We start from the raw sequence: 24,917 nt of genomic DNA on the forward strand, positions 1-24,917 counted from the left end.
CGAACAGTTCTATCCGCAGACGTAGACCTGTCCGCTACGCCGCTACGCCTACCAATCCCGGCCTTGAAAGGCCGGATGCTCAGATCACCCGCCTGACCCACAGTAGCGCCAGCACGCAGACCCCGGCCAGCGTGAGGTAGGCTAGGGAGTCGCCGCCCGCGTCGGAGAGCGCGCCGCCCACCGGGGCGCCAATGGCGAAGCCCGAGGCCCAGGCCACATTGGTGACGCCGAACCCCAGCGCCTGTCCCACACCGGCCTGCTCGGAGCTCTTGGTGAACAGCGCCGTGCCCGGGGTGAGCGAGAAGTTGAAGGCCCCGGCGCAGAGCACGACGAGCAGGGCTATTATCCACGCCCCACCCGCGAGCGGGAGCGCCAGCAGCAGCAGCGCGGAGAGCACGAGGCCCGAGAGCACCGGCAGTCGGTAACCGGCGCGATCCGAGACCCGCCCGAGCAGAGGATGTACCGTGGCCTCGAAACCCGCCCCGACCAGAAAGACCGCGCCTATGGCGGCCGCGCCCCAGCCGAGCCCGGAGAGCTCCAGCGGCGCGAGCACCACCAGGATGCTGAAGAGCAGGGGGCTAAGAGCTATCAGGGCCATCCCCAGGGCGGGCCGAGGGCGGAGCAGAGCCCCCAGCGAGCGGAACGAGGGCTCGGTCTCCGGGGAGTCCGGAGGAGGCACGAGGAGCGTGGCCGCCAGCGTCAGGGCCCCGATCCCCGCCACGCCGGCCAGAACCGGGGCTATGCCGAATGCGGCGGCCGCGCTCCCGACCACGGGTCCGAGCAGCGAGCCTACGACCGCCGATCCTATGAGCGTCCCGATCATCTGCCCGCGACGTTCCTCTGGGGCCGCCGACACCAGCCAGGTGAAGGCCGCGATCCAGGAGAACGCACTCCCGAAACCTTCGCCGAGCCGCAGCAGGACCAGGGCCTCGACGTTGCCCGCGAAGCCGAAGAACAGGCTCGTGACCGAGAGCAGCGCGAGCCCGGCTATCGCTGTCGGCCGCACCCCGATGCGGGCGGCGAGCACGGCCCCCGGCGCCGCGCCGAGCAGGATGCCGGCCCCGAAGGACCCGTTCACCACCCCGACCGCGAACTTCGAGAGCCCGAACTCTTCGGAATAGTACGGTACCAGGGGCACGAGAGCCGTAAAGAAGACCGTATCCACCAGTACTATGGCGCAGGTAAGGATCAGTAATCGTCGCATCCGGCGATTCTACCGCTCCCTCTACCGGAGTCTGAGATAAGCCTCACCCGGAGGCCGCCGGTCGCCTGCTAATATCTGTGTCATGCAGGTGAGGGTTGCCAGGGAGGCGGTAAAGAGCACGGTGCGGTCCACCGGAGGGGCGCTCAGGGAGTGGCTGGCCTGGGGACGGCGCGGGCGGGCGAACAGGGTCCTATTTACCGTCTCGCTCGCGCTCGCGGCCTTCGTGACCGTGATGTTCGCGTGGGCCTCGCTCTTCCCCAACCATGGCGACTTCCTCGTCTACTTCGCCCTGTACTGGGTGTGGGGGCTGTGCGCCGTGGCCATAATCCTGGGCATGGCGGAGTACAAGACGAGCCCGCTGCGCAAGAACCGCGAACGCGGGCATCTGTTCATCCTGCTCTACGTCGGGTCGCTGCTCATCATCACCCGCATGCTGAACGCCGTCCTCTACTACGGGATGTAGGGGATCGAGACGTTGGCCGCCTCCAGATTCTCCGAAACCCCGAAAGCGACGAGAGCGGTGAAAGCCCTGCTGTTCGACCTCGACGGCACCCTGGCCGAGACCGACAGCCTGCACTTTCCGTTGTGGGCGGAGCTTCTCGGCGGCCACGGCGTCGAGGTGGACTGGGAGTTCTACCAGGAGCGGGTGAGCGGCCGCCTCAACCCGGACATCGTGGCCGAGCTACTGCCCTGTGTACCGCGGTCCGAAACCGAGATCCTGCTCCAGAACAAGGAGGACGAGTTCCGGCGGCGCGCGACAGAGCTTGCGCCGCTGCCGGGGCTGATGCGGGTGCTGGAGGAGAGCCGGCGGCTGGGGTTCGCCACGGCTCTGGTGACCAACGCGCCGGAGGAGAACGCCCACGCCATGACCGGAGCCCTGGGCCTCGAGGACTTTTTCGACGTCGAGGTTCTCGCCGGGGAGCTCTCCGCCGGTAAGCCCGACCCGCTGGCCTACGGCACCGCGCTCCGGCGGCTCGGGATAGGGCCGGAGGCGGCGCTCGCCTTCGAGGACTCCTCTTCCGGCATCGCCTCGGCCGTGGGCGCCGGCATCACGACGGTCGGCATCGCCTCGACCCACGAGCCGCAGACTCTGCTAGCCGCCGGGGCGAGCTACACCTACCCGGACTTCGACAGCCCGGAGCTGCGCGCCTTGATCTTCGGCTGACTCTATTACTGGCCTTACTATCTTGGCGTTACCGTAACGCCCCGGCGCTTCTTAGGAACCCGAGCAGACGGTCCTCGTAGCGGGGATGGGTGTACGCCTGGACGTGCTCGTAGCCCGTAAGACGCCACAGCTCAGAGCCCGGATACGCCTCCCGGAAGAGCCGGGCGTGCTCGTAGGGTACGGTCTCGTCGGCGGTGGAGTGGATCACGAACAGCGGCACCTCCCGCTCCCGGAGCACGAAGGCTTCCTCCACGGGCCGCACCTCGCTGGCGTCGAGGCCGAGAAAGAGGTCCGCGCTCAGGAGCACGCCGGGCGTGAAGAAGCCCGGCAGGCCGCTCCGCTCCGGTATCTCCTCTCTGAGAAGCAGCGGCAGGTCGGCGTATCCTGCCTCCTCGACGACCGCCGCGACCCCCGTGCCTGGCGCCGCCCCGACGACCGTGGCCGCGCCCATCGAGAACCCGTGCAGCACCGTAGCCTCCGGCGCGAAGCCCCGTTCTCTCACCCAGGAGAGCGCGGCCCGCACGTCGTCCTTCTCGCGGTCGCCGAGGGTACGTCTCACCCTCTCCGAGCCGCCGTGGCCGCGCAGGTCGGGCATCAGCACCGCGTACCCGGCCTCTCTATAGATCTCCGCCGTCCTCAAGACGTGCTCGTCGGAGCGGTCGCCGCCCCAGCCGTGGACCAGGATCACGGCCCGCTCAGGACCGCCCGAGTCCCCGCCCGTCCACCAGCCTTCGAGGTCCGTGCCGTCGGCGGCCTCGAACGATATCTCCCGGGCCGTAAGGCCGACCGACTCAGGCGTGCGCTCCGGCTCGGAGGGTTCTGGTGCCGTGAGTCGGGCGGCGACGAAGAGCGAGACGCCGAGGTATCCCGCAGCGAGTACTATGACCAGCGCGAGAACTCCGAAAGCCCACCGCCTCCCGCGCCGATTGTTACTCCGAACCGCCGTGGCTAGATCCTCAATCCGACTACAGCGGCCACGCTGGTGCCAGGGAAGCTCCGCACGACCGTGGCTCTGCTTATCGACCAACCGTGCATTACTACGTCCTCCGAGGCTAAGCCTTTCATTTCTAGCCAGTCGAGGACCCCCCGACCGCGCGGATGACATCATCGTAGAACAGCCGCGACATAGACGCCAAAAGATGTTCACGGGTGATGGACCCTTGCTCATAGACTCGATCCACCGCTCATATTGACACATTACTATACTGACTGGTATATATACCCTTAACGCGCCGAGCTGTACGGCGTCCCGTGAAACGTGAAGGAGTCCCGCATGACTGATCGTCTCGACGCCGTTGCCTTCGACGTACTGGAGACTCTGCTCGACCTCGACCCGATCGGGGCCCGGCTCGAGGAGGTGGGGCAGCCCGCTGCGGTGCTGGGGCCGTTCTTCATGCGGTTCCAACGTGATGCGATGGCGCTGACGCTGGCCGGCGACAACCCGGACTTCACCGCGACTGCCCGTCAGGCGCTGCGCACCGAGACCAAGCAGGCGATGTCGGAAGACGCTATCGCCCACGTCCTGGAGGGATTCGCGAAGGTCCCGGCGTTCCCGGATGCCCTCCCGGCGCTACGGAAGCTCTCCGAAGCCGGGGTGACCATCGGCTGTCTGACCGTCGGCGACCCGGAAAACACTCGGTCGTTCCTGGCCGGGGCCGGCCTTGAGACCTACGTCGACCATGTGGTGACCTCCGATGCGGTCGGTGTGTGGAAGCCCGCCCCTGACGTCTACCATCACACCGCGAAGGCTCTGGGCTGCGGGCTTGACCGTATGGCGCTGGTCGCGGTACACGCCTGGGACTGCCACGGCGCCAAGCGGGCTGGCGCTCTCGCTGGCTGGTGCTCTAGGCTAGAGGGCGAGCCCGGTGAAGTCTTTCAGCCCGCCGACGTCCGGGGCGATGACCTCGTCGAGGTCGTCGACGGGCTGCTGGCGCTCTGAGCGCCTCCCTCACATGGGCGAGCGCGATGAGTGATGTAGGTTACCCGGCGAAAAGGGGCCGTTGAATTCGCCGTCCGTCCGAAGGCCCAAAGCGAGGATAAGGCGTCCAGCCTCGACGTAGACTGGGGCCGGGACCATAACTTGCTCGTTGGACTTACCCCCGTTCCAGCTGTGAACCAGCACCACGGCCCGCAAAGAACTCGGCTAGGGAATCCACCAGCCGGCGAGTCGGAGGCCGTCGGTGCTCTTCGTCTCTACCGGGCGTAGTAATCGAACCCTGAGATAGACCAGGGTCAGTCCGGCATGACGGTGAGGACTCAACAGCGACGCGGCTACGTATCAACATTGTCCTGCAGAAGCATCTCTACCGTCGACTCCCCCGGCGCCTCTTGCAGGGTTACGGTTAGCCTCCGAGCCTCTTCATCGTATGCGAAGTCTGCCTCTCCGCCGTTTACCTGAACACTCTCCGGGGCGTGGACGCAGTGGAGTTCGAACAGTATCGCTCGACGTTCGGGATCGAACGAGCCTTCGCGCTCGCTGACGCGAACTCTTATCTTGTTCTCAGAGGCCTCGCAGGAGACCGTGCGCCGGGCGTACTCGCCCCTCTCGTACCCGAATCCGTCGCCTGCATCCTCGTATAGCGTGGTCTCTCCGCTCTCCGCGCCCTCCGCCGGATACACGAGGAGCGTGAGCGGGTCGGCGGGCTTCTCCTCGACGTGGTTCATCTCGGGCCACAGGGGAACGGCGGTGTTGGCCTTCACGTAGATCGGAGGCTCCCCGAGTGGGGCGTGGGCGAGGACGTGATCCGGGCCATCGTGGCGTTCGCCCGTCCAGTAGTGGAACCAGGTGCCCTCCGGCAGGTAGACGTGACGGTACTCATTTGCCTCGCCGGGGCGGGTCACGGGGGCGACGAGCATCGCCGGGCCGAAGAGGAACTCGTCGTCGGCGGTGCGGGCGACCCCGTCCGCGGGGTACTCGTACAGCAGCGGGCGCAGGATCGGGGCGCCGGTACGGTGGCACTCCTCGAAGAGCGTGTAGAGGTACGGGATCAGACGCTGCCGGAGCTTGAGCATCTTGCGGATGGACGCCTCGTAGCGCTCGCCGAACAGCCACGGCTCCTGGTGGCGAGTCCCCTTGGCGGAGTGGTTGCGGCAGAAGGGCTGGAAGATGCCCATCTCGTACCAACGGGCCAGGAGCTCGCCGCTCGTGTCGTCGAAGAACCCTCCTATGTCCATCCCGGCCCACGACACGCCCGAAAGCCCCATGTTCATGAGCTGTGGCATGGTCATGTACAGGTGCTCCCACCACGAGGAGTTGTCGCCGGTCCACTGCATGGCGTGGCGCTGCACCCCGGCGAAGGCCGAGCGGGTGATGACGAACGGCCGCCGCTCGGGCCGGAGCTCCAAGAGACCCTCGCGGGTGGCGCGGGCCATCAGGGAGCCGTAGGCGTTGTGTACCTCGGCATGGTAGCGGCGCTCTCCGGTGGAGCCGCCGGGATGTACCGCATCCTCGGGCATCGTGGACTGCTCGGGGATGAAGAACGACGGCTCGTTCATGTCGCACCACACCCCGTCCACGCCCACGTCCGTGAGCGCGCGGTGATTCTCGCCCCACCACTCGCGCACCTCCGGGCTCGTAAAGTCCGGGAACGCGCACACGCCGGGCCAGACCGCGTTGTGCAGCTCTTCGCCCCCGGCGGTGAGGCAGAAGAAGCCCCGGTCACGGCCCTCCTCGTACACCCGGTAGCCCTCGTCCACCTTTACGCCGGGATCTATGATGGTCACCACCCGGAAGCCCTCGTCGGCGAGCCGGGAGACGGTCTCCTTGGGCTCCGGGAAGCTCTCCGGCCCCCAGGTGAAGACCCGGAATCCGTCCATGTAATCTATGTCGAAGTACATCACGTCGCACGGCAGATCACGCTCCCGGTACCCGCGGGCGACCTCCTCGACCTCGGCGGCCCCCTCGTAGCCCCAGCGTGACTGCTGGTTGCCAAGCGCCCACAGGGGCGGCATGGGGGTGCGGCCGGTCAGCTCGGTGTAGCGCCGTAGCACGTCCTTGGGCGTCGGGCCGCAGAACACGTAGTAGACGAGATCCCCGCCTTCCGCCTGGAAGCTCGCCTCTTTGTCGGTCTCGTGGGCGAGATCGACGTGGGTGCGGTGGGTGCTATCCAGGAGCATGCCCCAGGCGGTGCCAGTCTCCTCGTCCAGGGTCAGCACGAACGGTACGGAGGCGTAGAGGTTATCGTAGGAGGCGGTGTGGCCCTCGGGCGGGTCTGCGTTCCAGAAGGTGAGCGTGGTGCCGGTCTTCTCCAGCCCACCCGTGCGCTCGCCGCAGCCGAAGTAACGCTCGCCGGGCCTGCGCTTTTTGTGCAGCCTGACGGGCTCGCCTACCGGGTCGCCGCCCGGACCGGCGCCGGGACGGGGGACCGTGCCCATCCCGCCTCCCGGGCCCTCGGTGTCGGCGGCGAACTCCCACCCCTCGCCGTCCGCGAAGCCGATGCGCAGCGGCGAGAGCGAGACCGTGGCCGAGGCGGAGTCGGTGGCCAACGTCACGGAGTCCGCGGACCCTGCAGAGCCGCTCGCATCGCTATTCGAGTCGACTATCGAGACCTCGACCTCCGGCCAGTCCTCTTTCGCCACGGCCTCGGAGGAGTACCGGACCGGCCTGCCGGAGGGGAACATCCCGACGCGGAACAGGTCCGGGGCGAGCACGGCTATCTCGACCGTCGTCTGTCCCGGACCGGACCCGTCTCGCAGCGTCAGGCTGCTTCCGTCGTGGTCCGAGATCTCCGCCGCTCCGACGGGCCTGTAGCCCTCCGCGCTGGTCGGCTTCTTCTGGAATTCGGTCAAGGCTCTCCTCCCGGATCTAAAGTCCCCTCGATAAACGCCGGGTACGCCGCACCGGCAAGGCGGAGTATAGGTCCGCTAAAAGGCTCGCCGCAATGTCCGGGTTCTACAGTGTCTGGCCGTAACTACCCGTAGTGCTCCGGCCTGACCTTCCGGACTCACCTATGCCGACCCGTACCTTTGCAACGCATTGCGGGGTAATATGTCGCAGTACGTCGCAAAGATGTTGACGGGGGCGAGGAGTAGGGACCGTCCTCCGTAATAGCCATGATGGTTCGAAATCGTGGCCCGTGGCCCGTCAACCTGTATGCCGTTCCGTTAAGCTACAACCAGGCTCTCCACGGTCCGGGAAAGAGACGTGGCGGGAGTCTCTAGAATCTCTAAAAGGCACACGGGTAAAGGGGCAGGAAGGTGGCAGAGGTATTGCTAGAGGATGTGTGTAAGGTCTACGGCGAGGGCGTGGTAGCGGTAAGAGACATGAACCTGGTCATCCCGGATGGAGAGTTCGTAGTCTTCGTAGGCCCATCGGGGTGCGGCAAGTCCACGGCCCTCAGGATGATCGCGGGCCTCGAAGTTATAACCTCCGGCCGGGTACACATCGGTGAGCAGGTGGTTAACGACCTTCCGCCCCGTGACCGGGACATAGCCATGGTCTTCCAGAACTACGCTCTGTACCCTCACATGAACGTGCGCGAGAACATGGGCTTCGCCCTGAAGCTCAAGAAAGAGGACAAAGAGGAGATAAACCGCCGCGTCGAGGAAGCTGCAAATATCCTGGGTATACAGAGCTTTCTGGACCGTAAGCCGAAAGCACTCTCGGGTGGCCAGAGGCAGAGGGTTGCCCTCGGCAGGGCGATAGTGAGAGAGCCCAAGGCATTCCTCATGGACGAGCCGCTATCCAACCTGGACGCAAAGCTCCGGGTAAACATGCGAACCGAGATCAGTAAGCTGCACAACAGGCTCGGGACGACGACCATCTACGTCACCCACGATCAGACCGAAGCCATGACGATGGCCGACCGGATAGTGGTCTTAAAGGATGGCGAGGTACAGCAGGTGGCAGACCCCCAGACCATGTACGAGCATCCGGTAAACGTGTTCGTCGCGGGTTTCATAGGGTCACCGGCGATGAACTTCTTGAGGGCTCACCTGCAGAGGGATAAAGAGAGCGAGTCTGGATACGCGGCAGTATTTGGAGAGGGGGCCAGGGAGACCAGGATACCGCTGCCCGAGAGGACTTTATCCGAGCACCCGGAGGTAGGGGAGTACGCGGACAGGGGGGTGATTCTCGGTGTCAGGCCCGAGCACATGGAAGACGAGAGCGTGACAAACGGCCACCGCTCAAACTGTTCTGGTAGCTCTTTAGAGGTAGAGCCCGAGGTCATAGAGAGCATGGGGTCTGAGAAGTACGTGTACTTCTCGCTCGGCGAAGATCAGATTGCCCACTCAAAGACCCTGGATGCGATGGTCAGCGCGGATGCCGGCGATGCTGGCGAGGGTAATAACGGCTCAGGCGGTTCAGGCCGTTCAGTGGAAGAGCCCGGGGGTGACTCTTCTAGTTTTGCTGGGGCTGCCGGTAGCTTTGGCGAGATGATGGTGGCGAGGATAGCCGCCGAGAGTGGGGCGAGGAAGGGTGGGAGTCTTAGGCTGCGCATGGAGGCGGACAAGGTACGCCTTTTCGACCCCCAGACCGAGCGGGCCATAGGCTAGTGGACCTTGCCCTGTCTATGGTCGTGGCCGCAACCACCGCTGAGTGGTTTTTACTGCCCGCACCGTAAGCTTGGGCCTCACTCGGGGAGCCGGCGGTCTACCCCGAGCAACTCGCCGCGGTGCAGCCCAGGCTACATCAAGTGGGCGACTTTCGGCGTGCTCGGGGTCAAATATACGGTCTCTTTTGTCCGGGGGCTCAGGGTAACAGGGTAATAGCCACCGCTAATCCCCAGCACAAGGACGACTGGTGAGGGACGGCTGCGGGAGGATATATGGAGCTTTACAGAGCCCGGCTGGTCTCCTGAGAGCCCGGGGAGTCTGCGCCGGATAGCCCGGAGGATTTCAGGAGATGAATCCTGCCGTTGCGGGTGACTATTACGCCGCGCTCGCGCAGCCGGGCCATCGCGGAGGTCACCGACTCGCGGGTGGAGGCGACCATTGCGGCCAGGTCCTCGTGGCTGAGACGGAGCCGGATGGTCGTCGCGCCGTCCGACTCGATGCCGAACCTCCCGGCGAGCTCCTCCAGCAGGTGCGCCACCCGGACCTCGGTGCGGCGCGGCAGCAGGCGCTGCATGAGCTCCCGGTGACCGGCGAGCTCCAGCTCCATGAGCTTCAGGAGGGTGGAGGCGACCTCGGCGTCGCGGCGGGAGGCACGCTCGACGAACACCTTTGGCACCTTGAAGATCTCACACTCGGTGAAGGCTTCCGCGCCGGTCCTCTGGGTGGTGGTCGCCTCGTGTACCAGGTCTCCGAAGATGTCGTTCGGCCCGAGGAGCGCCAGGGTGGCCTCTTTATCCCCCTCGTAGCGCCGGCTGAGACGAACCGCTCCGCTAGAGACCACGTACAGCGCGTCGCCGTACTCGCCCTCGTGGTAGATCACGTCCCCGCCTTCGTACCGTCGGCGCGACGGCGTGAGACCCATGTCGCCGAGCATCCCGAGCAGCTTCCTTACCTCGCGCTCCTTCAGGCTGGCGTGATCCTCTGGCTCTGGCGACTCGGGGACCCGGTGTGACTCGCCCGCTAGCATCCGCGGCTCTCCCGGGAGGGTGTCGTCGTAGCGGGCAAACGGAGGCTCGTCGTGGCTTGCAAGTGCATCCTTTCCCTGACTCTCTGCGGCGGACGAGACGCGGGGTCAAGCGGGGTCAAGCCCGGCACTCCGCGAGTCTCGCGTACCCGCGAAAACCTCCCCGCACAGCCCGACCGTACCGCAGCTTCTGCTACATCTCCGCCGCGTCTTTCTGCGTCTTTCTGCGTTTTTCGACGCATGGCTCTGTAAGAGAATCTACTACCGGGGGATCAAGCCCGGGTCTCCAAAAGTTCAAGATTGGATCAAGTTTTTCATGCTCTTCAAGACTTTCGGGAGCCTTCGGAAGCCGTGCCGCGCGAGATCGGCAGGGTGAAAGCGAAGGTCGTGCCCTCTCGCGCGCCCCTGCTCTCGGCCCAGATCTCACCGTGCATGGACTGTACGAGCGCCCGGGAGATGGCGAGCCCGACGCCGGAGCCGCCGCCCTCGCGGGAGCGGGACTTCTCGACCCGGTAGAAACGCTCGAAGACGCGGTCCAGATGCTCGGGTGGTATGCCGGAGCCGGTGTCGGATATGGTAAAGAGGACCTCAGCGTTGCGCGGGCTCGCGGCCACGGTGACCTTCCCGTCCGCAGGGGTATAGTGGAGGGCGTTTCTCAGGAGGTTCGTCAGCACCTGCACCACCCGGTCGGAGTCCGCAAAGACTTCCGGCAAACCTTCCGGCAGACTCGTCTCCAGCCGCACGCCGCCCTCGGCGAAGAGCGGGGCCAGGCTTTCGGTGGCGCGGCAGACCATAAGCTCCGCAGATGAGGAGGCCGGGTGCAGGTCGAGTTGCCCGGCCTCGACGCGCGAGAGCTGACGGAGGTCCTCGACGAGCCGCCGCATGCGCTCGGACTCGGCGTACAGCAGGCCCCAGGTCTCCTCGTCCGGCTCGACCACCCCGTCCAGGAGACCTTCCATGTAGCCCTGTAGCGTCGAGAGCGGGGTGCGTAGCTCGTGCGAGACGTCGGCGATAAACTCCTGGCGGCGCAGCTCACCGTCGCGCAGGGCGGCGGCCATCGCGTTGAAGCTCTCCGAGAGCTCGCCGAGCTCGTCGGACTCCTGCACGGGGACCTGCTCGCCGTAGCTGCCCCCCGAGATACGCCGGGTCGCGGCGAGCATGTACTTCAGGGGGCGTGTGATCCTGCCCGCCACGAACAGGCTCGCCGCCATCGCGCTGACCATCGAGGCGGCCGTCGCGAGCAGGAGGTAGAGCAGCGTGTGGAGCAGATCCGCCGCGCCGTTGCCGCCGAAGATCAAGGGCGCCACAAACGAGACCACCCCGAAGGTGATCATCCCGATGAGCGTTACCAGAAGGTGCGAGAGCAGCAGCTTGGGGCCTAGATTGTACGAGGAGACGTAGGCGGAGAGCCGGGCGATGGGCGACTTCATGCGGGGCCTCATGCGGGTATCTATCCGTACTCGCGGGCGAACCTGTAGCCGACCCCCCGGACGGTCTGGACGTAGACGGGGGCGGAGGGGGTGGGTTCGATCTTGCGCCTGAGGTTTGCGACGTGTACGTCCACGACGTGGTCGCTGCCGTAGTAGTCCTCCCCCCACACGCGCTCCAGAAGCCGCGAGCGGGAGAAGACGAAGCCGGGCCGTGAGGAGAGCACCCGCAAGAGGTCGAACTCGATGGCCGTAAGCTCCGCCTCCTCGCCCTCCACTTTTACCGTGCGGCCGTCGCCGTCCACGACGAGGCCCCCGAACTGCTCTGACGGCGGGTCCTGCTCCACGTCCCCGGCGCGCGGCCGCCGGAGCATGGCCCGGATGCGGGCGACGAGCTCGTCCGGGGAGAAAGGCTTGGTAACGTAGTCGTCGGCCCCGGCTGAGAGCCCCACGATGCGGTCGGTCTCCTCGGAGCGGGCGGTCAGCATCAGCACGTAGGCGTCCGTGAAACGCCGCAGCTCCCGCAGCACCTCCACGCCGTCGCGGCCCGGCAGCATCCAGTCCAGAACCACGACCTCCGGTGAGAACCGCCGCGCCTCCTCTATGGCCGTGGGGCCGTCGGCGGCCTCGCTCATCTCGAACCCCTCCCGCTCCAGGTAGCCCCGGAGCAGGTTCACGAGGTTCCTCTCGTCGTCCACGACGAGCACCCTGTTCGCCCTAATGCCCACGCCGCCATTCTATATCGTCGCCCGGCGCAGGCTCCGGCCCGGACGCCCTAAATGGCCTCTGATGCGGGCCGCACTGGAATGCTCGTCTCCACCGGGTAGCCGGATATGGTGGGAGCCGAAAGCGACGCGCTCCGGCGTGGCCGGACGGTGCAGGTCCGGGCTACGCTGTACCGCGAGGATGCGATACGAGGCATCCCGGACACGGAGGCCGCTCGCCCGGTGGCTCCTCTCTAACGGCGGCGGAGGCGGGCCACATCTCCGGCGAGGCTGCATTTCCCCGAACCCCCGGCGTCGGCCGGAAGAGGCCGACGGGTTACCGTGGAGTCTTGACTAGAGCCAGACCGGAAAGCCTAGAAATCCACCTCCCGGCCGACGCCCCGTTCGCGGGCGCGGTCGTAGACCAGGCGGGCGGCGGCCATGTCCTGCAGCGCGAGTCCCTGGCTGGCGAAGAGGGTTATATCCTCCTGGCTCCGGCGTCCCTCCACGTGTCCGCAGACGACCGAGCCGAGCTCGAAGACGGCCTCCGGCAGCAGACCGCCGGTTTCGAGCGACGCTAGCAGGTCACCGGCCTCCAGACCGAGCTCCTCTTTGGAGTCCACGCATACGAAGGAGGCGCGGCGGATCACCTCGCGGTCCACCTCGCTTTTGAGGAGGGAGTTGGATCCGGCGGCGGTGACGTGCGCTCCCGGAGAGAGCCACTCGCCCTTTAGAACGGGATCTTTCGAGGAGGTCGCGGTGACCACGATGTCCTGGGCGGCTGGCTCCTCGGGCTGGTCGGTGGTCTCGACCTCCAGCCCGATTCTCTGGCCGAGCTTCCGTGCGAACTCCTTGCGGGACTCTTCTTTTCGGCTGTACACGATGACGCGGGAGAGGCTCTTTACGGCGGCGACGGCCTCTAGCTGTGACTCGGCCTGCCAGCCCGCCCCGTACAGTCCGAGGGTCGAGGCCCCGTCGCGGGCGAGGTACTTGGCCGCGACGCCGGTGGACGCGCCGGTGCGGAGCTGACCGAGACGGTCGGAGCGGAGGATCGCGAGCAGCTCGCCGCTCTCGGGGTGGAAGAGCATGGTGTAGAACCGGGCCCCGGAGGAGGAGACCGAGTACGCCTTGAGGCCCATCGCGTCCATGCCCGGGGCCCCGGCGAACATCACGTGCAGGCCGCCGGTCGGGAGCGCGACGCGGCGGCGGGCGTGGTTGGTGGCCCGGCCCTCGCCGTGGGCGCGGAACACGTCCTCGACCACGGGCAGGGTCGAGGCCATGTCCAGCAGACCGTCCACCTCTTCTTCGGTCAAAAGCAGCGTCATCGTGTCTCCTCTCGTCTGTGTTTGTCGCAGGTGCCGTAGCCAGAGGCCATGTAGCGGCCCGTCCGCCTTGTTAGAATCCGCCCAACCATGCGGGTTCTCATAATAGACAACTACGACTCCTTTACGTATAACCTCGTCCAGTATCTGGGCGAGCTCGGCGCGGAGGTCGTCGTCCGGCGCAACGACGAGGTCTCACCCGGCGACGTCACCGCCATACAACCGGACAGGATAGTCATCTCGCCCGGCCCGTGCACCCCGAACGAGGCCGGTGTCTCGCTCTCGCTGCTCGAAAGCCTGCCGGAGACGATGCCGCTGCTCGGGGTGTGCCTCGGTCATCAGGCGATAGGCCAGGCGTACGGCGCAGAGGTCGTGCGGGCGGAAGGAGGCCCGGTACACGGCAAGACCGCTCGCATCCACCACGACGGAGAGGGGGTGTACCGGGGGCTGGATCAGGGCTTCCTCGCCACCCGCTACCACTCGCTCGTGTTGGAGCCGGGCTCGATACCGGAGTCTCTGGAGGTCACCTCGCGCACCGAGGACGGCGTGATTATGGGTGTCCGGCACAGGACGCTGCCCGTGGAGGGAGTGCAGTTCCACCCAGAGAGCGTACTGACCGACGCCGGTAAACGTCTGCTCGCGAACTTCCTCGGCGTCGAGTATCCGGCGGATTCCGGAGAGAGCCTGGCCGGGGCCGGAGAGGTGGCTTGAGCGACGTTCCCGGAGGTCTGCTGCGCGCCGCGCTGAGCAAGGCGGCCTCTGGAAAGCATCTCTCCCTCGAGGAGGCGGAGCGGGCCCTGGCCGAGATCATGGCCGGCAACGCCTCTCCTTCGGTGACGGCGGCCCTGCTCACGGCGCTCCGGGTGCGCGGCGAGTCCGTCTCCGAGATCGCGGGCTTCGCCCGCTCCATGCGGCGTTTCGCCGAGAAGGTCGAGCCGCCGGCCGAGCAGCTCGGCACCCTCGTGGATACCTGCGGCACCGGCGGCGACGCCAAGGGTACGCTAAACGTCTCGACCGCCGCCGCCTTCGTCGCCCGGGGAGCCGGTGCTCCGGTCGCAAAGCACGGCAACCGCTCGGCAACGAGCAGCTCGGGCTCGGCGGACGTGCTGGAGGCGCTCGGGGCCGGGATAGAGCTCGGCCCCGAAGCCGTCTCCCGGTCGCTGGAGGAGTCGGGGGTGGGCTTCATGTTCGCCCGCACCCATCATCCGGCCATGCGACACGTCGCCCCGGTGCGCGCCGAGCTCCCGTTCCGCACCGTCTTCAATTTGCTCGGCCCGCTCACCAACCCGGCCGGCGCGAGGCACCAGCTCGTCGGGGTCTTCTCCGAGGGCTACGTCCGCCCGATGGCCGAGGCCCTGCTGGAGCTCGGCGCGGAGAGGGCGATGGTCGTCCACGGCGCGGACGGGATGGACGAGATCACGGTCACCGACAGAACCCACGTCGCCGAGGTTTCTGATACCGGCATCACCGAGTACGAGCTGACCCCGGAGGGTATGGGCCTCTCCCGCCACGATCCCACCGGGCTACTCGGCGGCGACGCTAGCGAGAACGCGCGCCTGCTGCGGGGTGTCCTGCGCGGAGAGCCCGGGGCCGCCCGCGACGTCACCCTGGCGAATGCGGGCGCCGCGATATACGTCTCCGGCCTCGCCTCCTCGGTCGCGGAGGGCGTGGCCCTCGCCGCCGAGTCCGTGGACTCCGGTGCGGCCCGTGAGTCGCTCGAAGCCTTCATAAGGACCACCCGCCGGCTCTCCGGCCTCGGCCCCCTCTCCGGGAGTGTGCTGTGAGCGCCGGAAACCGCCCCGCCACGGTGCTCGAAGAGCTCGCCGCCGCCGCCCGAGAGCGCGCCGCCGCCCTGTACGAGAGCCCCGGCTATGGCGAGCTGTACGAGCGGGCAACAGGCTTCGAGAAGCGGGACTTCGCCGCCGCGCTCTCCGAGCCGGGGCTGTCCGTCGTCTCCGAGATAAAGCGCGCCTCGCCCTCCGCGGGCGACATCCGGGAGGTGGATCCTGCGGGCTGGGCGGAGCGGTACGAGGGCGGAGGAGCGTCCTGCCTCTCGGTCCTGACCGAGCCGGATCGCTTCAAGGGCAGCCTCGAAGACCTGGACTCCGCCCGCGCAAGCGTCTCCCTACCCGTTATCCGCAAGGACTTCACCGTGGACGAGATACAGGTCGTCGAGGCCGCTACCCGCGCCGACGCCGTGCTGCTGATCGCGGCCCTCTTCGATCCCGCCGCGCTCGCCCGCTACGTCTCGCTCGCCCGCGAGCTTGGCCTGACGGCGCTGGTCGAGATCCACGACGAGCCGGAGGCGGAGACGGCTCTCGGAGCCGGAGCCCGCGTAATCGGCGTCAACAACCGCGATCTGCGCGACTTTACGGTGGACCTCGGAACCTTCGAGCGCCTCGCCCCGCGGCTGGCGGGCGCAACCCTGGTGGCCGAGAGCGGCGTAAAGACCGCCGACGACGGACGCCGCCTGCGCGGAGCCGGGGCCGACGCCGTGCTCGTGGGAGAGGCGGCGATGCGCCGCCCGGAGCTGGTGGCGGAACTCTCTATCTCAGAGTAATTGCAACCGAGAACGCTCCTCCAGCGTAGTGGCCTGGGTTGGCCACCGTGCAAGTAGAATAGAGAACAGGAAGGTTTAGGCAGGTTTGCTAAAGGGTCTCGTCAAGATCTCGGGCCTGGTCGTTATGGTTCTGGGCTTGGCCTTGCTCGCATTCTACGCCTTCCAGAGCTTCGACGGCTACACCGCCGAAAAGCAGCGGGAGGCACCTGGCGGCTCGCCTCCCGCGACGCAGGGTGTCGAGCAGCAATCTCCCGCGGGGCCGGAGGATAAGACGCTAGAGCTGACCGTGCCGGAGGCGGGAGTCGAGGATGCCACCATACCCACCTCGCCCCCGACCGAGGCGGCGCTCAGGGACAACGCCGCCGTGCGCCTACCGGGTACCGGTCTACCCTGGCAGGAGGTGGCCAACGTTTACATCGCCGGTCACGAGCTCGGCTATCCCTTCACCGATAGCTTTAGAGCCTTCTACGAGATCAAGGACATGGAAGAGGGGGATGAGATCTTCCTGACCGACGCCGCCGGAACCAGATACACCTACGAGGTCTTCGAGGTGCTAATAGTCCAGCCCGGCGAGCTGTGGGTTCTGGACCCCGTGCCCGGCAGAAATATCGTGAGCCTCCAGGTGTCCGAGACCCAGCAGAAGCAAGGGGACGTCACTCCGAAGCGGGTCGTGCGGGGCAGGCTAATCGAGAAGAGCTAAACGGGTCAAGCCTCTGTGTAGCGCCGGGCCGCACTCAACTGACCTCAACTGAACTCAATTGACCTCAACTGACGCATTCACGGGGGTACAATAGCCTCTATGGTTTTCTTGAAAGTTTGCGGCATAACCGGCCCGGAGGATGCGCGAGCCGCCGCGGGGAGCGGGGCGGACGCCATAGGTCTGCTGTTCACCGAGAGCCCGCGCCGGATAGGCGTGGGGCGGGCGCGGGAGATCTCCGCCGCGCTGCCGCCGGGCGTCGCGAAGGTCGGTGTATTTGTGAACGCCTCCGTCAAAGAGGTGCTGAGCACCGCCCGCGAGGCCGGGCTCGACTACGCCCAGCTACACGGCGAGGAGACGCCACGGACGGTCGCGGAGATAAGGGAGGGCGGAGTCCGGGTGATAAAGGCCCTGCGGGTGCGGGATGAAAGCTCCCTCGTCCTCATACGGGACTATGCAGCTGACCTGTATCTGCTCGACTCGTGGAGCAAGGAGGCTCGCGGCGGGACCGGCGAGAGGTTCCAGTGGGGTCTGGCGGAGAGGGTACGTGGCTATGATAATATCCTCATCTCTGGAGGAATTACGCCCGAGAACGTGGGCGAGGCGCTGGAGTTCTTCGAGCCGTACGGGGTGGATGCTTCGAGCTCCCTGGAGCAGGCGCCCGGAGAGAAGGACGACGAGCGGGTTCGGAGGTTCGTGAGTGCAGCAAGAAGTGCAGCAAAAAGCAGAGGGTAACGAGCATAACGAGCGTAATGCAGATAATCGTCCGGGGTACTTCGGGGAGTTCGGCGGCCGCTACGTCCCCGAAACCCTGACCCACGCTCTCGAGGAGCTGGAGGAGTCCTACGAACGGTACCGCAACGACCCGGAGTTCGTCGAGGAGCTGGACCGGCTGGCGCGGGACTTCGTCGGACGTCCGACGCCGTTCATGTTCGCCGAGCGCCTGACGGAGAAGTGGGGCGGGGCCGACGTGTACTTCAAGCGCGAGGACCTGGCGCACACGGGGGCGCACAAGATCAACAACACTCTGGGCCAGATCCTGCTGGCCGAGCGCATGGGCAAGAGCCGCATCATTGCCGAGACCGGGGCAGGCCAGCACGGGGTCGCGACCGCGACCGTGGCCGCGCTCTACGGCAAGGAGTGCGTCGTTTACATGGGCGAGGAAGACACCCGCCGCCAGCGGCTGAACGTCACGCGCATGGAGCTCATGGGAGCGACGGTCGTGCCGGTCAAGAGTGGGTCGGCGACGCTAAAGGACGCGGTGAACGAGGCGATCCGGGACTGGGTGGCGAACGTCGAGGACACCCACTACATCATCGGGAGTGTGGTCGGACCGTCGCCGTACCCGCGCATCGTGCGCGACCTGCAGGCCGTGATAGGGCGGGAGATCGAGCACCAGTCCCGCGAGCGGCTCGGCGGCGTGCCGGACGCCATCGTGGCCTGTGTGGGGGCGGGATCCAACGCAATCGGCGCTTTCCACCCGTTCGTCGGCCGCGAAGGAGTCCGGCTCGTGGGTGTGGAGGCGGCCGGGCGCGGCATCGAGAGCGGCGAGCACGGCGCGTCTCTGGCCGCCGGCAAGCTCGGCGTCCTGCACGGCGCGATGTGCTACGTCCTCCAGAGCGAGGACGGCCAGATCACGGAGGCCCACTCCATCTCCGCCGGGCTCGATTACCCGGCGGTCGGCCCGGAGCATTCCTTCCTGCGGGACGGCGAGCTTGCCGAGTACGTCAGCGTCACCGACGAGGCGGCGCTCGAAGCGTTTACCCTCTGCTCCCGCAAGGAGGGCATAATCCCGGCGCTCGAAACGGCGCACGCCATAAGCCACGCCGAGAAGGTCGCCAGGGAGCTCGGACCGGGCAAGAGCCTGGTAATAAACCTTTCGGGCCGCGGCGATAAGGACGTGGAGACCGCCTCGGAGGCGCTCGGTGCCGCCCGCGAATAAGCCGGCAGACAATGTCAACGCGGCGGAGAGTCTGAGAGCCGCCTTCCACCCCGAAAGAGCCGCTCTCATACCTTATCTCACCGCAGGCTACCCTACGCTGGACGCCGCCTACGAGGTGGGGGAGGCCTACATACGGGCCGGCGCGGACGTGGTCGAGATCGGGGTGCCGTTCTCCGACCCGCTCGCGGACGGCCCGACCATCCAGGGCACGGCCTCCCGGGCGCTAAAAAACGGTGCGAACCTGGACTACTGTCTCGAACTGGCGGACGGTCTCTCCGGTGAGGCAAGGCCGCCCATTGTACTTTTGATCTACTACAATAATATAATCGCCCGGGGAACGAGCAGGTTCTTCGAGGAGGCCGCTGCCTCCGGGGTGACGGGGCTGGTGGTGCCGGATCTCCCGGTGGACGAGATACCTTACCTTGGAGATAGGGCGCTTAACAGCGGGGTCGCGCTTTGTCCGCTTGCCGCCCCGACCTCGACCGACGAGCGGCTCTCTCAGATAAGCTGGGCCACCACGGGTTTCGTGTACTGCGTCTCCGTCGCCGGGGTAACCGGGGTGCGCGAGGAGTTGCCGGGTGGGGCCGTGGATCTCCTGCGGCGCGTGAAGTCCTTCGTGGAGGCCCCGGTTGCCCTCGGGTTCGGTATAGGTTCGGCCGCCGCCGCGTCTCAGGCCGCCGCGGAGGCGGATGGCGTGATCATCGGCAGCAAGCTGATGCAGCTCGTCGGCGAGCGTGGCGCGGAGGGCGCCGGAGACTGGCTGCGCGAGGTGAAAGAGGCGCTGGACGGGGCCCGGTCCACCGGGACGGAGGCTTAGCATAAGGAGCTGGCTCAACAGGCGGCGGGAGTACTCGCGCTTCGGACCGGAGAGTGGCTCCGGGGAGACCGAGAGCGGCGTCGGGCCGCTCGACGGCGTGTTTACCAAGTGCGAGGGTTGCAAGGAGCCTATCTACGAGAAGGAGCTCCGTAACCGCTACAACGTCTGCCCCCACTGCGAGTTCCACTACCCGCTGGGAGCGCCCGAGCGGATACGCCTGCTCACGGACGCCGAGAGCTTCGAGGAGCGGGATGCGGGCATGGTATCCGGCGACCCGCTGGAGTTCGAGGACTATGAAGAGAAGCTACAGAAGGCCCGTAAGAAGAGCGGCCTCGACGACGCTGTGCTCGGTGGCGTCGGCCGGGTAGGCGGCAGGTCCGTGGCGCTGGCCTCCATGGACTTCAGGTTTATCGGGGGCTCGATGGGGAGCGTGGTCGGCGAGCGGGTGGCGCGTACCGTGGAGACGGCGACAGAGGAAGGTCTGCCGCTGGTGGTGGTATCCGCCTCAGGCGGGGCCAGGATGTTCGAGGGGATCTACTCGCTGATGCAGATGGCGAAGACCAGCGTCGCGCTGTCGCGATTCGTGGAAGGTTCGCAACCGTTCATCTCCATCCTCACGGACCCGACGTTCGGGGGAGTGACGGCCTCGTTCGCCACGGCGGCGGACATTATCGTGGCGGAGCCGGGGGCGCGCATCGGGTTCGCTGGGGCGAGGGTCATAGAGCAGACCACCAAGGAGAAGCTGCCCGAGGGCTTTCAGACGGCGGAGTTCCAGCGCGAGCACGGGATGGTGGACCGCATCGTCCACCGGCTCTCGCTAAAGAACGACCTGGAGCGGCTCCTGGGGATGGTCTCGTGATACTGGACTTCGAGCGGCCCATAAAGGAGCTCGAGGAGCGGATCTCCGGGCTGCACAAGCTCGCCGGCAAGAGCGAGGAGATGCAGGAGGAGATCTCCCGCCTCGAAGAGGCGCTTGAGAACGCGAAGAAGCGTATCTACGCGAACCTCACGCCCTACCAGCGGGTTCAGGTCGCCCGTCACCCCGAGCGTCCCGGCTTCCGGGCGTACCGCGACGCCCTGACGGAGGACTTCTACGAGCTCTCCGGCGACCGCACGGGCGGCGACGACCCGGCTGTGCGCGGCGGCTTCGCCCGGCTAAAGCACGGCGGAAAGAGCGTCGTGCTCATAGGTCACGACAAGGGGGCGGATACCAAGAGCCGGGTAGAGGCTAACTTCGGCATGGCCCACCCGGAGGGTTACCGCAAGGTCCGGCGGCTTTACGGGCTCGCGGAACGCTTCGGGCTGCCCGTCGTCACGCTGGTGGATACCCCCGGCGCGTTCAGCGGGCGCAAGGCCGAGGAGCAGGGTCAGGCGTGGGCGATCTCCGAGGATCTCATGACACTCGCGGGATCGCGGGTTCCGGTGGTGTCGCTCATCATAGGGGAGGGTGGATCTGGCGGGGCGCTCGCCATGTGCCTGGCGGACCACGTCGGGATGCTGGAGAACTCCTACCTCTCGGTGATAGCGCCCGAGGCCTGCGCCTCCATAATCTTCCGGGACTCATCCCGCGCCGAGGAGGCCGCCGAGTCCATGAAGATTACGGCCCGCGACCTCAAGGCCCGGGGGATCGTGGACGAGGTGCTGCCCGAGCCGCTCGGCGGCGCCCATCAGGAGCCCGAGGAGGCCATAGAGGTGGTAGGCGAGGCGCTTGAGCGGGTCCTGGACGGGCTGTCGGGGGCCGGGCCGGACGAGCTCGTGGACGCCCGCTACGAGCGGTATCGGGACATCGGCGCGCACTTCGTGAGCCAGATCTAGCGGCTCACGAAGTTATCGAGCTTCTCGAACTCCCCGAACTTTCTGGTCTACCTGACCCGTCCGCTCCCCGGTTCGTCCGAGTCTCCCCAGCACTCGACGTTCTTGAGGCCGGGGATGTTGTTGACGTGGAAGCTCGGGTCCTTGCCGGCCCTACGTTGCCTACGGTAGTCCGTGAGCGCTGAGAAGGCGATCTTGCCCAGTAGGGCGATGGCAATCAGGTTCACCAGCGCCATCGAGCCCATGAACAGGTCTGCCAGCGCCCACACCAGGTCTATGGAAGCCAGAGACCCGAAGAGTATCAGGAGGAGCACGGCCACCCGGTAGATGAGGATGGTGCGGTCGCCTTCGCCCCGGCCGAAGATGAACTGGATGTTCGTCTCACCGTAGTAGTAGTTCGCGATGATCGAGGAGAAGGCGAAGAAGAACACGGCGAAGGCTATGAACGCCGGCGCCCAGCCCCCGATCTGGGTGCCCAGCGCCTGCTGGGTCAGGACGATGCCATCGGACTCGCTGGACTCGTAGATGCCGCTGAACAAGATGACGAACGCCGTTGCGGTGGCGATCACCAGCGTATCCACGAACACGCCGAGCGACTGGATGAGCCCCTGCTTCGCCGGGTGCGAGACGTCGGCGGTGGCCGCCGCATTCGGGGAGCTGCCCATCCCGGCCTCGTTCGAGAAGAGCCCGCGCTGCACACCGATTACTATGGCCGCTCCGAACCCGCCGCCTATCGCCTCCTGTAGCCCGAATGCGCTGGTGACGATCAGGTATAGCACCCGCGGTATCTCCGTGAAGTTGATGACCACGATAAACAGCGCCATCAGCACGTAGGGGATGGCCAGCACCGGAACGAGGATCTGGGAGACCCGCGCGATGCGCTTGATGCCGCCGAAGATCACGAGTGCGCTGAGGACGACGATAGCGAGGCCGACCACGAAGCGGTTCACGCCATATGAGGACTCGACGGAGAGCGAGATGGTGTTCGCCTGTACGGCGGTAAAGATCAGGCCGAAGCACAGCGTTATGAGGACGGCGAACAGGATGCCCATCCACCGTGCCCCGAGCGCCTTCTCCATGTAGTAGGCCGGGCCTCCACGGAAGGTGTCGCCGTCGCGGACCTTGTAGATCTGGGCCAGCGTGCTCTCCACGAACGACGACGCCGCTCCGACCAGCGCGATCACCCACATCCAGAATATTGCCCCCGGGCCGCCGACCCCGATAGCCAGCGCGACGCCTGCCAGGTTGCCGGTGCCGACCCGCGCCGACATGCCGACGGCGAATGCCCCGAACGACGAGACCCCGCGACCGCCGCCGCTGTTCACCAGCAGCCGCAGCATCTCCCGGAACAGCTTGAACTGCACGAAACCGGTACGGTACGTGAAGTACAGCCCGAGCGCTATCAGGAGCCCCACCAGCAGGTAGCTCCAGATCACGGTGTTTACGCCGTCAACCAGACCCTGGAGTGCCGTCACAATCTTCCCTCCCCGTTATCTCCCCATGACGGCTGCCGACACCGCGAACCCAGGCGCCCGGCAAGCCTCTAAAGTAGACGTAACCTAACAGAAAGTTCTATTCCGGTCTCCCCGCACGACGTGACGAGAGAGGACGCGGAAGAAGGCGAAAGAAGGCAAAGAAAAGGGAGGGCCGGAGCCCTCCCTTTGAAAACGCGAGTTTTCTATTTGCTTATGCGGCGGCGTTGCCCGCGCCACCCCGGGAGTAGGCCCGGGAACGGAGCCGCTGCTCGGCCTCGCGCTGGAGCTGGCGCACCCGCTCGCGGGAGATGCCGAGCTCGCGGGAGAGCTCGTTGAGCGTGGCCGCCTTCTCGTCCCCGAGACCGTAGCGCCGTACGAGCACGTACCGCGCCCGCTCTGGCAGGGTGGAGATCGCCTCATCCAGATGTGCGGTCTCCATCTCCCGCATTACCTCGCCAGCGGTGTCCGAGGACTTCTCGTCCTCGACGAACGAGCCGATGTCCGAGGAGTCCTCGTCGGAGTTTGCGGGCTTGTCCAGGCTGGTGGCGTCGGGCATGACGCTCTTGATGTCCCGGACCTGCTCGATGGGCCACTCCAGCCGCTCGGCAACCTCCTCGTCCGACGGGTCGCGGTTGAGCTCGGCCGAAAGCGCGTTGAATGTGCGGGCCATCTTCTGGATCTTCTCCGACATGTGTACCGGTACCCGGATCGTCCGGCCCTTGTCCGTTACAGAGCGCTGCACGGCCTGCCGCACCCACCACGTCGCGTACGTCGAGAAGCGATAACCCCGGTCGGGGTCGAACTTCTCTATGGCCTTCATCAGCCCGATGTTGCCTTCCTGGATGAGATCCTCGAAAGTCAGCCCGTAGCCCCGGTACTTCTTGGCGACGCTCACCACCAGCCGGAGGTTCTTCTCGATCAGCCGGTCCCGCGCCCGCTTGTCTCCCTCGCGGGCGCGGTTGCTTAACTCTATCTCTTCCTTGTGTGTGAGAAGCTTGCCACGCTCGCCCTGACTTATGTAAGCCAGGTAGCTGGGGAGGAGCTCCGGCGTCTCCCCGGTTCTCTCGGCCGTTCTCGACGACCTCTGCTCCGTGTTATTAATAGTCTTGGTAGCCAACCCGGCACCTCCTGTAGTCTCCCCGCCGCCCCGCTACATCCCCTGAGAAGTTCTGAGAGGTGGGACCGCAGCATCTTGGGTGTATAAAGTACAGTATAGTGATGTACAAGGTAAAGTCAAGAGGACGATGTTAACAGTTTACGTCGCCGCACCCGGCGTTCCAGACCGAGGGTCCAGAGGGTGTCCAGACCTCTGGTTAGGCTTCTAGTTGCACCGGCAGCCACGTCTGGCCGAAGGCGCGCATATCCTCTACGACGGGAAGCAGAGCGAGGCCGCGTTCGGTCAGGGAGTACTCGACTCGGGGCGGTATCTCGGAGAACCGCTCGCACCTGATCATGCCCGCCTGTTCCAGGGCTTTTAGCCTCTGGGCCAGGGTGCGTGAGCTTACACCCTCCAGAGAGGCGAGAAGCCCGTTGAAGCGCATGCTCTGCCGACCAAGGTCCCGCACTATGAGCAACGTCCAGAAATCGCCCACGAGCTCCGCCGTGCGCGCTATAGGACAATCGTTCGGGTGATCCCGCCTAGACATGCTACTAGCCTCTCTGATCTCACGTTTACTTTGCGAAATACACTGCTAATAGTGTAACAAGTAAACCGCCACTTACAAGGCCGACTCGCGTCAAGTTGACGCTAGGTTAGCGGTAGGCGGGGGAGCGGCGCGCAGAACGAGGGCACAGGGGATTCGCTTTCGAACCTCCCGGCGAGATCCCGGGAGAGTCGTTGGCGCAGGTCCTCCAGCTCGCCGGCGCTGAGCATCTGTTTCATCATCTCGGTGACGGCCCGGGAGCTGTCGCGCACCGCCTCGATGGAGACGTCCGTCCGGCTCCCCGCGCGCCTGAAGAACTCCTCGGCAGAGAAGGGCTCACCCCGGCTCTCTCCTTCGTGCCGCAGGTACTCCGCTACCCCCTGCGGGAGCTGGGCGGCGAGGCCCTGGCCTCTTCGCGGGAGCCGAGCCCGGCGCGGCACTGTACGCCTTTTACGAACTTTACGAGCTCGTCGTGCTTCATTGGCCTCCCTTTTTCTAGAGATTCGACGTGGTGCGCCGTGGAATATTCTTGGGCGTGGCAGAGGCTGGACCTCGAATCGTCCGCCCCGGCGGAGCGGGCTTTGTGTAACTCAATGTAGGTTTCACCCGAGCCGGGCGCGGGTATGCGGG

Annotated in this window: 24 protein-coding genes; 13 read left to right on the forward strand and 11 right to left on the reverse strand. The window is 66.2% G+C overall.

Annotated elements, in window-relative coordinates; all coding sequences use genetic code 11:
- Positions 1–79: 79 nt before the first annotated feature.
- Positions 80–1,204, reverse strand: a complete 1,125-nt coding sequence (locus ABD53_RS15540; protein WP_053057537.1) for an MFS transporter — start codon at positions 1,202–1,204, stop codon at positions 80–82.
- Positions 1,205–1,286: 82 nt separating this feature from the next.
- Between ABD53_RS15540 and ABD53_RS01550 the strand changes: the two genes are divergently transcribed.
- Together ABD53_RS01550 and ABD53_RS01555 are read left to right on the forward strand one after the other, a co-directional pair.
- Positions 1,287–1,667, forward strand: coding sequence for a hypothetical protein (locus tag ABD53_RS01550; protein ID WP_047863941.1), 381 nt, complete (start codon positions 1,287–1,289; stop codon positions 1,665–1,667).
- A gap of 12 nt (positions 1,668–1,679) precedes the next feature.
- On the forward strand, positions 1,680–2,369 hold the full coding sequence (locus tag ABD53_RS01555) for an HAD family hydrolase (protein WP_235401227.1): 690 nt from the start codon (positions 1,680–1,682) through the stop codon (positions 2,367–2,369).
- Between the two features lie 28 nt (positions 2,370–2,397).
- Here the strand turns inward: ABD53_RS01555 and ABD53_RS01560 are convergent, their stop codons facing one another.
- Positions 2,398–3,396 (reverse strand): alpha/beta hydrolase, encoded by a 999-nt coding sequence (locus ABD53_RS01560; protein WP_047863942.1) that lies wholly within the window; start codon positions 3,394–3,396, stop codon positions 2,398–2,400.
- A 246-nt stretch (positions 3,397–3,642) separates the two neighbouring features.
- On the opposite strand from ABD53_RS01560, the gene ABD53_RS01565 reads away from it, so the two are divergent.
- Positions 3,643–4,308 (forward strand): HAD-IA family hydrolase, encoded by a 666-nt coding sequence (locus tag ABD53_RS01565; protein WP_047863943.1) that lies wholly within the window; start codon positions 3,643–3,645, stop codon positions 4,306–4,308.
- Positions 4,309–4,640: 332 nt separating this feature from the next.
- Here ABD53_RS01565 and ABD53_RS01570 read toward each other — a convergent pair whose 3' ends face one another.
- Positions 4,641–7,157 (reverse strand): glycoside hydrolase family 31 protein, encoded by a 2,517-nt coding sequence (locus tag ABD53_RS01570; protein WP_047863944.1) that lies wholly within the window; start codon positions 7,155–7,157, stop codon positions 4,641–4,643.
- Between the two features lie 408 nt (positions 7,158–7,565).
- Between ABD53_RS01570 and ABD53_RS01575 the strand changes: the two genes are divergently transcribed.
- Positions 7,566–8,864: an ABC transporter ATP-binding protein gene (locus ABD53_RS01575; RefSeq protein WP_047863945.1), complete on the forward strand. Its 1,299-nt coding sequence runs from the start codon at positions 7,566–7,568 to the stop codon at positions 8,862–8,864.
- Between the two features lie 280 nt (positions 8,865–9,144).
- Here the strand turns inward: ABD53_RS01575 and ABD53_RS01580 are convergent, their stop codons facing one another.
- The 4 genes from ABD53_RS01580 to ABD53_RS01595 all read right to left on the reverse strand — a co-directional run bounded on the left by ABD53_RS01580 (position 9,145) and on the right by ABD53_RS01595 (position 13,344).
- Positions 9,145–9,891 carry a Crp/Fnr family transcriptional regulator gene (locus ABD53_RS01580; RefSeq protein WP_047863946.1) on the reverse strand — a complete coding sequence of 249 codons (747 nt, stop codon included), beginning with the start codon at positions 9,889–9,891 and terminating at the stop codon, positions 9,145–9,147.
- A 320-nt stretch (positions 9,892–10,211) separates the two neighbouring features.
- Positions 10,212–11,318, reverse strand: a complete 1,107-nt coding sequence (locus tag ABD53_RS01585) for a HAMP domain-containing sensor histidine kinase (protein ID WP_047863947.1) — start codon at positions 11,316–11,318, stop codon at positions 10,212–10,214.
- Positions 11,319–11,338: 20 nt separating this feature from the next.
- Entirely contained in the window at positions 11,339–12,043 is a 705-nt protein-coding gene (locus tag ABD53_RS01590) for a response regulator transcription factor (protein ID WP_047863948.1), read from the reverse strand.
- A 350-nt stretch (positions 12,044–12,393) separates the two neighbouring features.
- Positions 12,394–13,344 (reverse strand): ornithine cyclodeaminase family protein, encoded by a 951-nt coding sequence (locus ABD53_RS01595; RefSeq protein ID WP_047863949.1) that lies wholly within the window; start codon positions 13,342–13,344, stop codon positions 12,394–12,396.
- An 87-nt stretch (positions 13,345–13,431) separates the two neighbouring features.
- Here ABD53_RS01595 and ABD53_RS01600 point away from each other — a divergent pair, with 87 nt between their 5' ends.
- The 9 genes from ABD53_RS01600 to ABD53_RS01640 all read left to right on the forward strand — a co-directional run bounded on the left by ABD53_RS01600 (position 13,432) and on the right by ABD53_RS01640 (position 21,172).
- Positions 13,432–14,052, forward strand: coding sequence for an anthranilate synthase component II (locus ABD53_RS01600; protein ID WP_047863950.1), 621 nt, complete (start codon positions 13,432–13,434; stop codon positions 14,050–14,052).
- Between the two features lie 17 nt (positions 14,053–14,069).
- Positions 14,070–15,125, forward strand: a complete 1,056-nt coding sequence (trpD, locus tag ABD53_RS01605) for an anthranilate phosphoribosyltransferase (RefSeq protein ID WP_047864138.1) — start codon at positions 14,070–14,072, stop codon at positions 15,123–15,125.
- A complete protein-coding gene (locus ABD53_RS01610) occupies positions 15,122–15,901 on the forward strand; it encodes an indole-3-glycerol phosphate synthase TrpC (RefSeq protein WP_053057538.1) in 780 nt (259 codons plus the stop codon). The genes trpD and ABD53_RS01610 overlap by 4 nt, the downstream gene beginning before the upstream one ends.
- Positions 15,902–15,986: 85 nt before the next feature.
- Positions 15,987–16,601 carry a class E sortase gene (locus tag ABD53_RS01615; RefSeq protein WP_047863951.1) on the forward strand — a complete coding sequence of 205 codons (615 nt, stop codon included), beginning with the start codon at positions 15,987–15,989 and terminating at the stop codon, positions 16,599–16,601.
- 99 nt (positions 16,602–16,700) lie between these two features.
- On the forward strand, positions 16,701–17,333 hold the full coding sequence (locus ABD53_RS01620; protein WP_047863952.1) for a phosphoribosylanthranilate isomerase: 633 nt from the start codon (positions 16,701–16,703) through the stop codon (positions 17,331–17,333).
- Positions 17,311–18,540, forward strand: a complete 1,230-nt coding sequence (gene trpB / locus ABD53_RS01625) for a tryptophan synthase subunit beta (RefSeq protein WP_047863953.1) — start codon at positions 17,311–17,313, stop codon at positions 18,538–18,540. Before ABD53_RS01620 ends, trpB begins: the two co-directional genes overlap by 23 nt.
- Positions 18,524–19,357, forward strand: a complete 834-nt coding sequence (gene trpA / locus ABD53_RS01630; protein WP_053057539.1) for a tryptophan synthase subunit alpha — start codon at positions 18,524–18,526, stop codon at positions 19,355–19,357. Before trpB ends, trpA begins: the two co-directional genes overlap by 17 nt.
- A gap of 1 nt (position 19,358) precedes the next feature.
- Entirely contained in the window at positions 19,359–20,216 is an 858-nt protein-coding gene (gene accD / locus ABD53_RS01635) for an acetyl-CoA carboxylase, carboxyltransferase subunit beta (protein WP_084709162.1), read from the forward strand.
- Entirely contained in the window at positions 20,216–21,172 is a 957-nt protein-coding gene (locus ABD53_RS01640) for an acetyl-CoA carboxylase carboxyltransferase subunit alpha (protein ID WP_152670535.1), read from the forward strand. Before accD ends, ABD53_RS01640 begins: the two co-directional genes overlap by 1 nt.
- A 47-nt stretch (positions 21,173–21,219) precedes the next feature.
- Here ABD53_RS01640 and ABD53_RS01645 read toward each other — a convergent pair whose 3' ends face one another.
- The 4 genes from ABD53_RS01645 to ABD53_RS01660 all read right to left on the reverse strand — a co-directional run bounded on the left by ABD53_RS01645 (position 21,220) and on the right by ABD53_RS01660 (position 24,727).
- Positions 21,220–22,647 carry an alanine/glycine:cation symporter family protein gene (locus tag ABD53_RS01645; RefSeq protein WP_047863956.1) on the reverse strand — a complete coding sequence of 476 codons (1,428 nt, stop codon included), beginning with the start codon at positions 22,645–22,647 and terminating at the stop codon, positions 21,220–21,222.
- 208 nt (positions 22,648–22,855) lie between these two features.
- Entirely contained in the window at positions 22,856–23,761 is a 906-nt protein-coding gene (locus ABD53_RS01650) for a sigma-70 family RNA polymerase sigma factor (protein WP_053057540.1), read from the reverse strand.
- A gap of 196 nt (positions 23,762–23,957) precedes the next feature.
- Positions 23,958–24,290, reverse strand: coding sequence for a winged helix-turn-helix transcriptional regulator (locus ABD53_RS01655; RefSeq protein ID WP_047863957.1), 333 nt, complete (start codon positions 24,288–24,290; stop codon positions 23,958–23,960).
- Between the two features lie 101 nt (positions 24,291–24,391).
- On the reverse strand, positions 24,392–24,727 hold the full coding sequence (locus tag ABD53_RS01660) for a DUF2267 domain-containing protein (RefSeq protein WP_047863958.1): 336 nt from the start codon (positions 24,725–24,727) through the stop codon (positions 24,392–24,394).
- Positions 24,728–24,917 lie beyond the last annotated feature (190 nt).

Origin of the sequence: Rubrobacter aplysinae, assembly GCF_001029505.1 — a bacterium.
In the GTDB taxonomy this organism is placed as follows: Bacteria; Actinomycetota; Rubrobacteria; order Rubrobacterales; family Rubrobacteraceae; genus Rubrobacter_A; species Rubrobacter_A aplysinae.

Coding starts and splice junctions, on each gene's coding strand:
- ABD53_RS01585 (WP_047863947.1), bottom strand. CDS start 11,318: ATGAAGTCGCCCATCGCCCGGCTCTCCGCCTACGTCTCCTCGTACAAT.
- ABD53_RS15540 (WP_053057537.1), bottom strand. CDS start 1,204: ATGCGACGATTACTGATCCTTACCTGCGCCATAGTACTGGTGGATACG.
- ABD53_RS01620 (WP_047863952.1), top strand. CDS start 16,701: ATGGTTTTCTTGAAAGTTTGCGGCATAACCGGCCCGGAGGATGCGCGA.
- ABD53_RS01565 (WP_047863943.1), top strand. CDS start 3,643: ATGACTGATCGTCTCGACGCCGTTGCCTTCGACGTACTGGAGACTCTG.
- ABD53_RS01600 (WP_047863950.1), top strand. CDS start 13,432: ATGCGGGTTCTCATAATAGACAACTACGACTCCTTTACGTATAACCTC.
- ABD53_RS01655 (WP_047863957.1), bottom strand. CDS start 24,290: ATGTCTAGGCGGGATCACCCGAACGATTGTCCTATAGCGCGCACGGCG.
- ABD53_RS01580 (WP_047863946.1), bottom strand. CDS start 9,891: ATGCTAGCGGGCGAGTCACACCGGGTCCCCGAGTCGCCAGAGCCAGAG.
- ABD53_RS01550 (WP_047863941.1), top strand. CDS start 1,287: ATGCAGGTGAGGGTTGCCAGGGAGGCGGTAAAGAGCACGGTGCGGTCC.
- ABD53_RS01595 (WP_047863949.1), bottom strand. CDS start 13,344: ATGACGCTGCTTTTGACCGAAGAAGAGGTGGACGGTCTGCTGGACATG.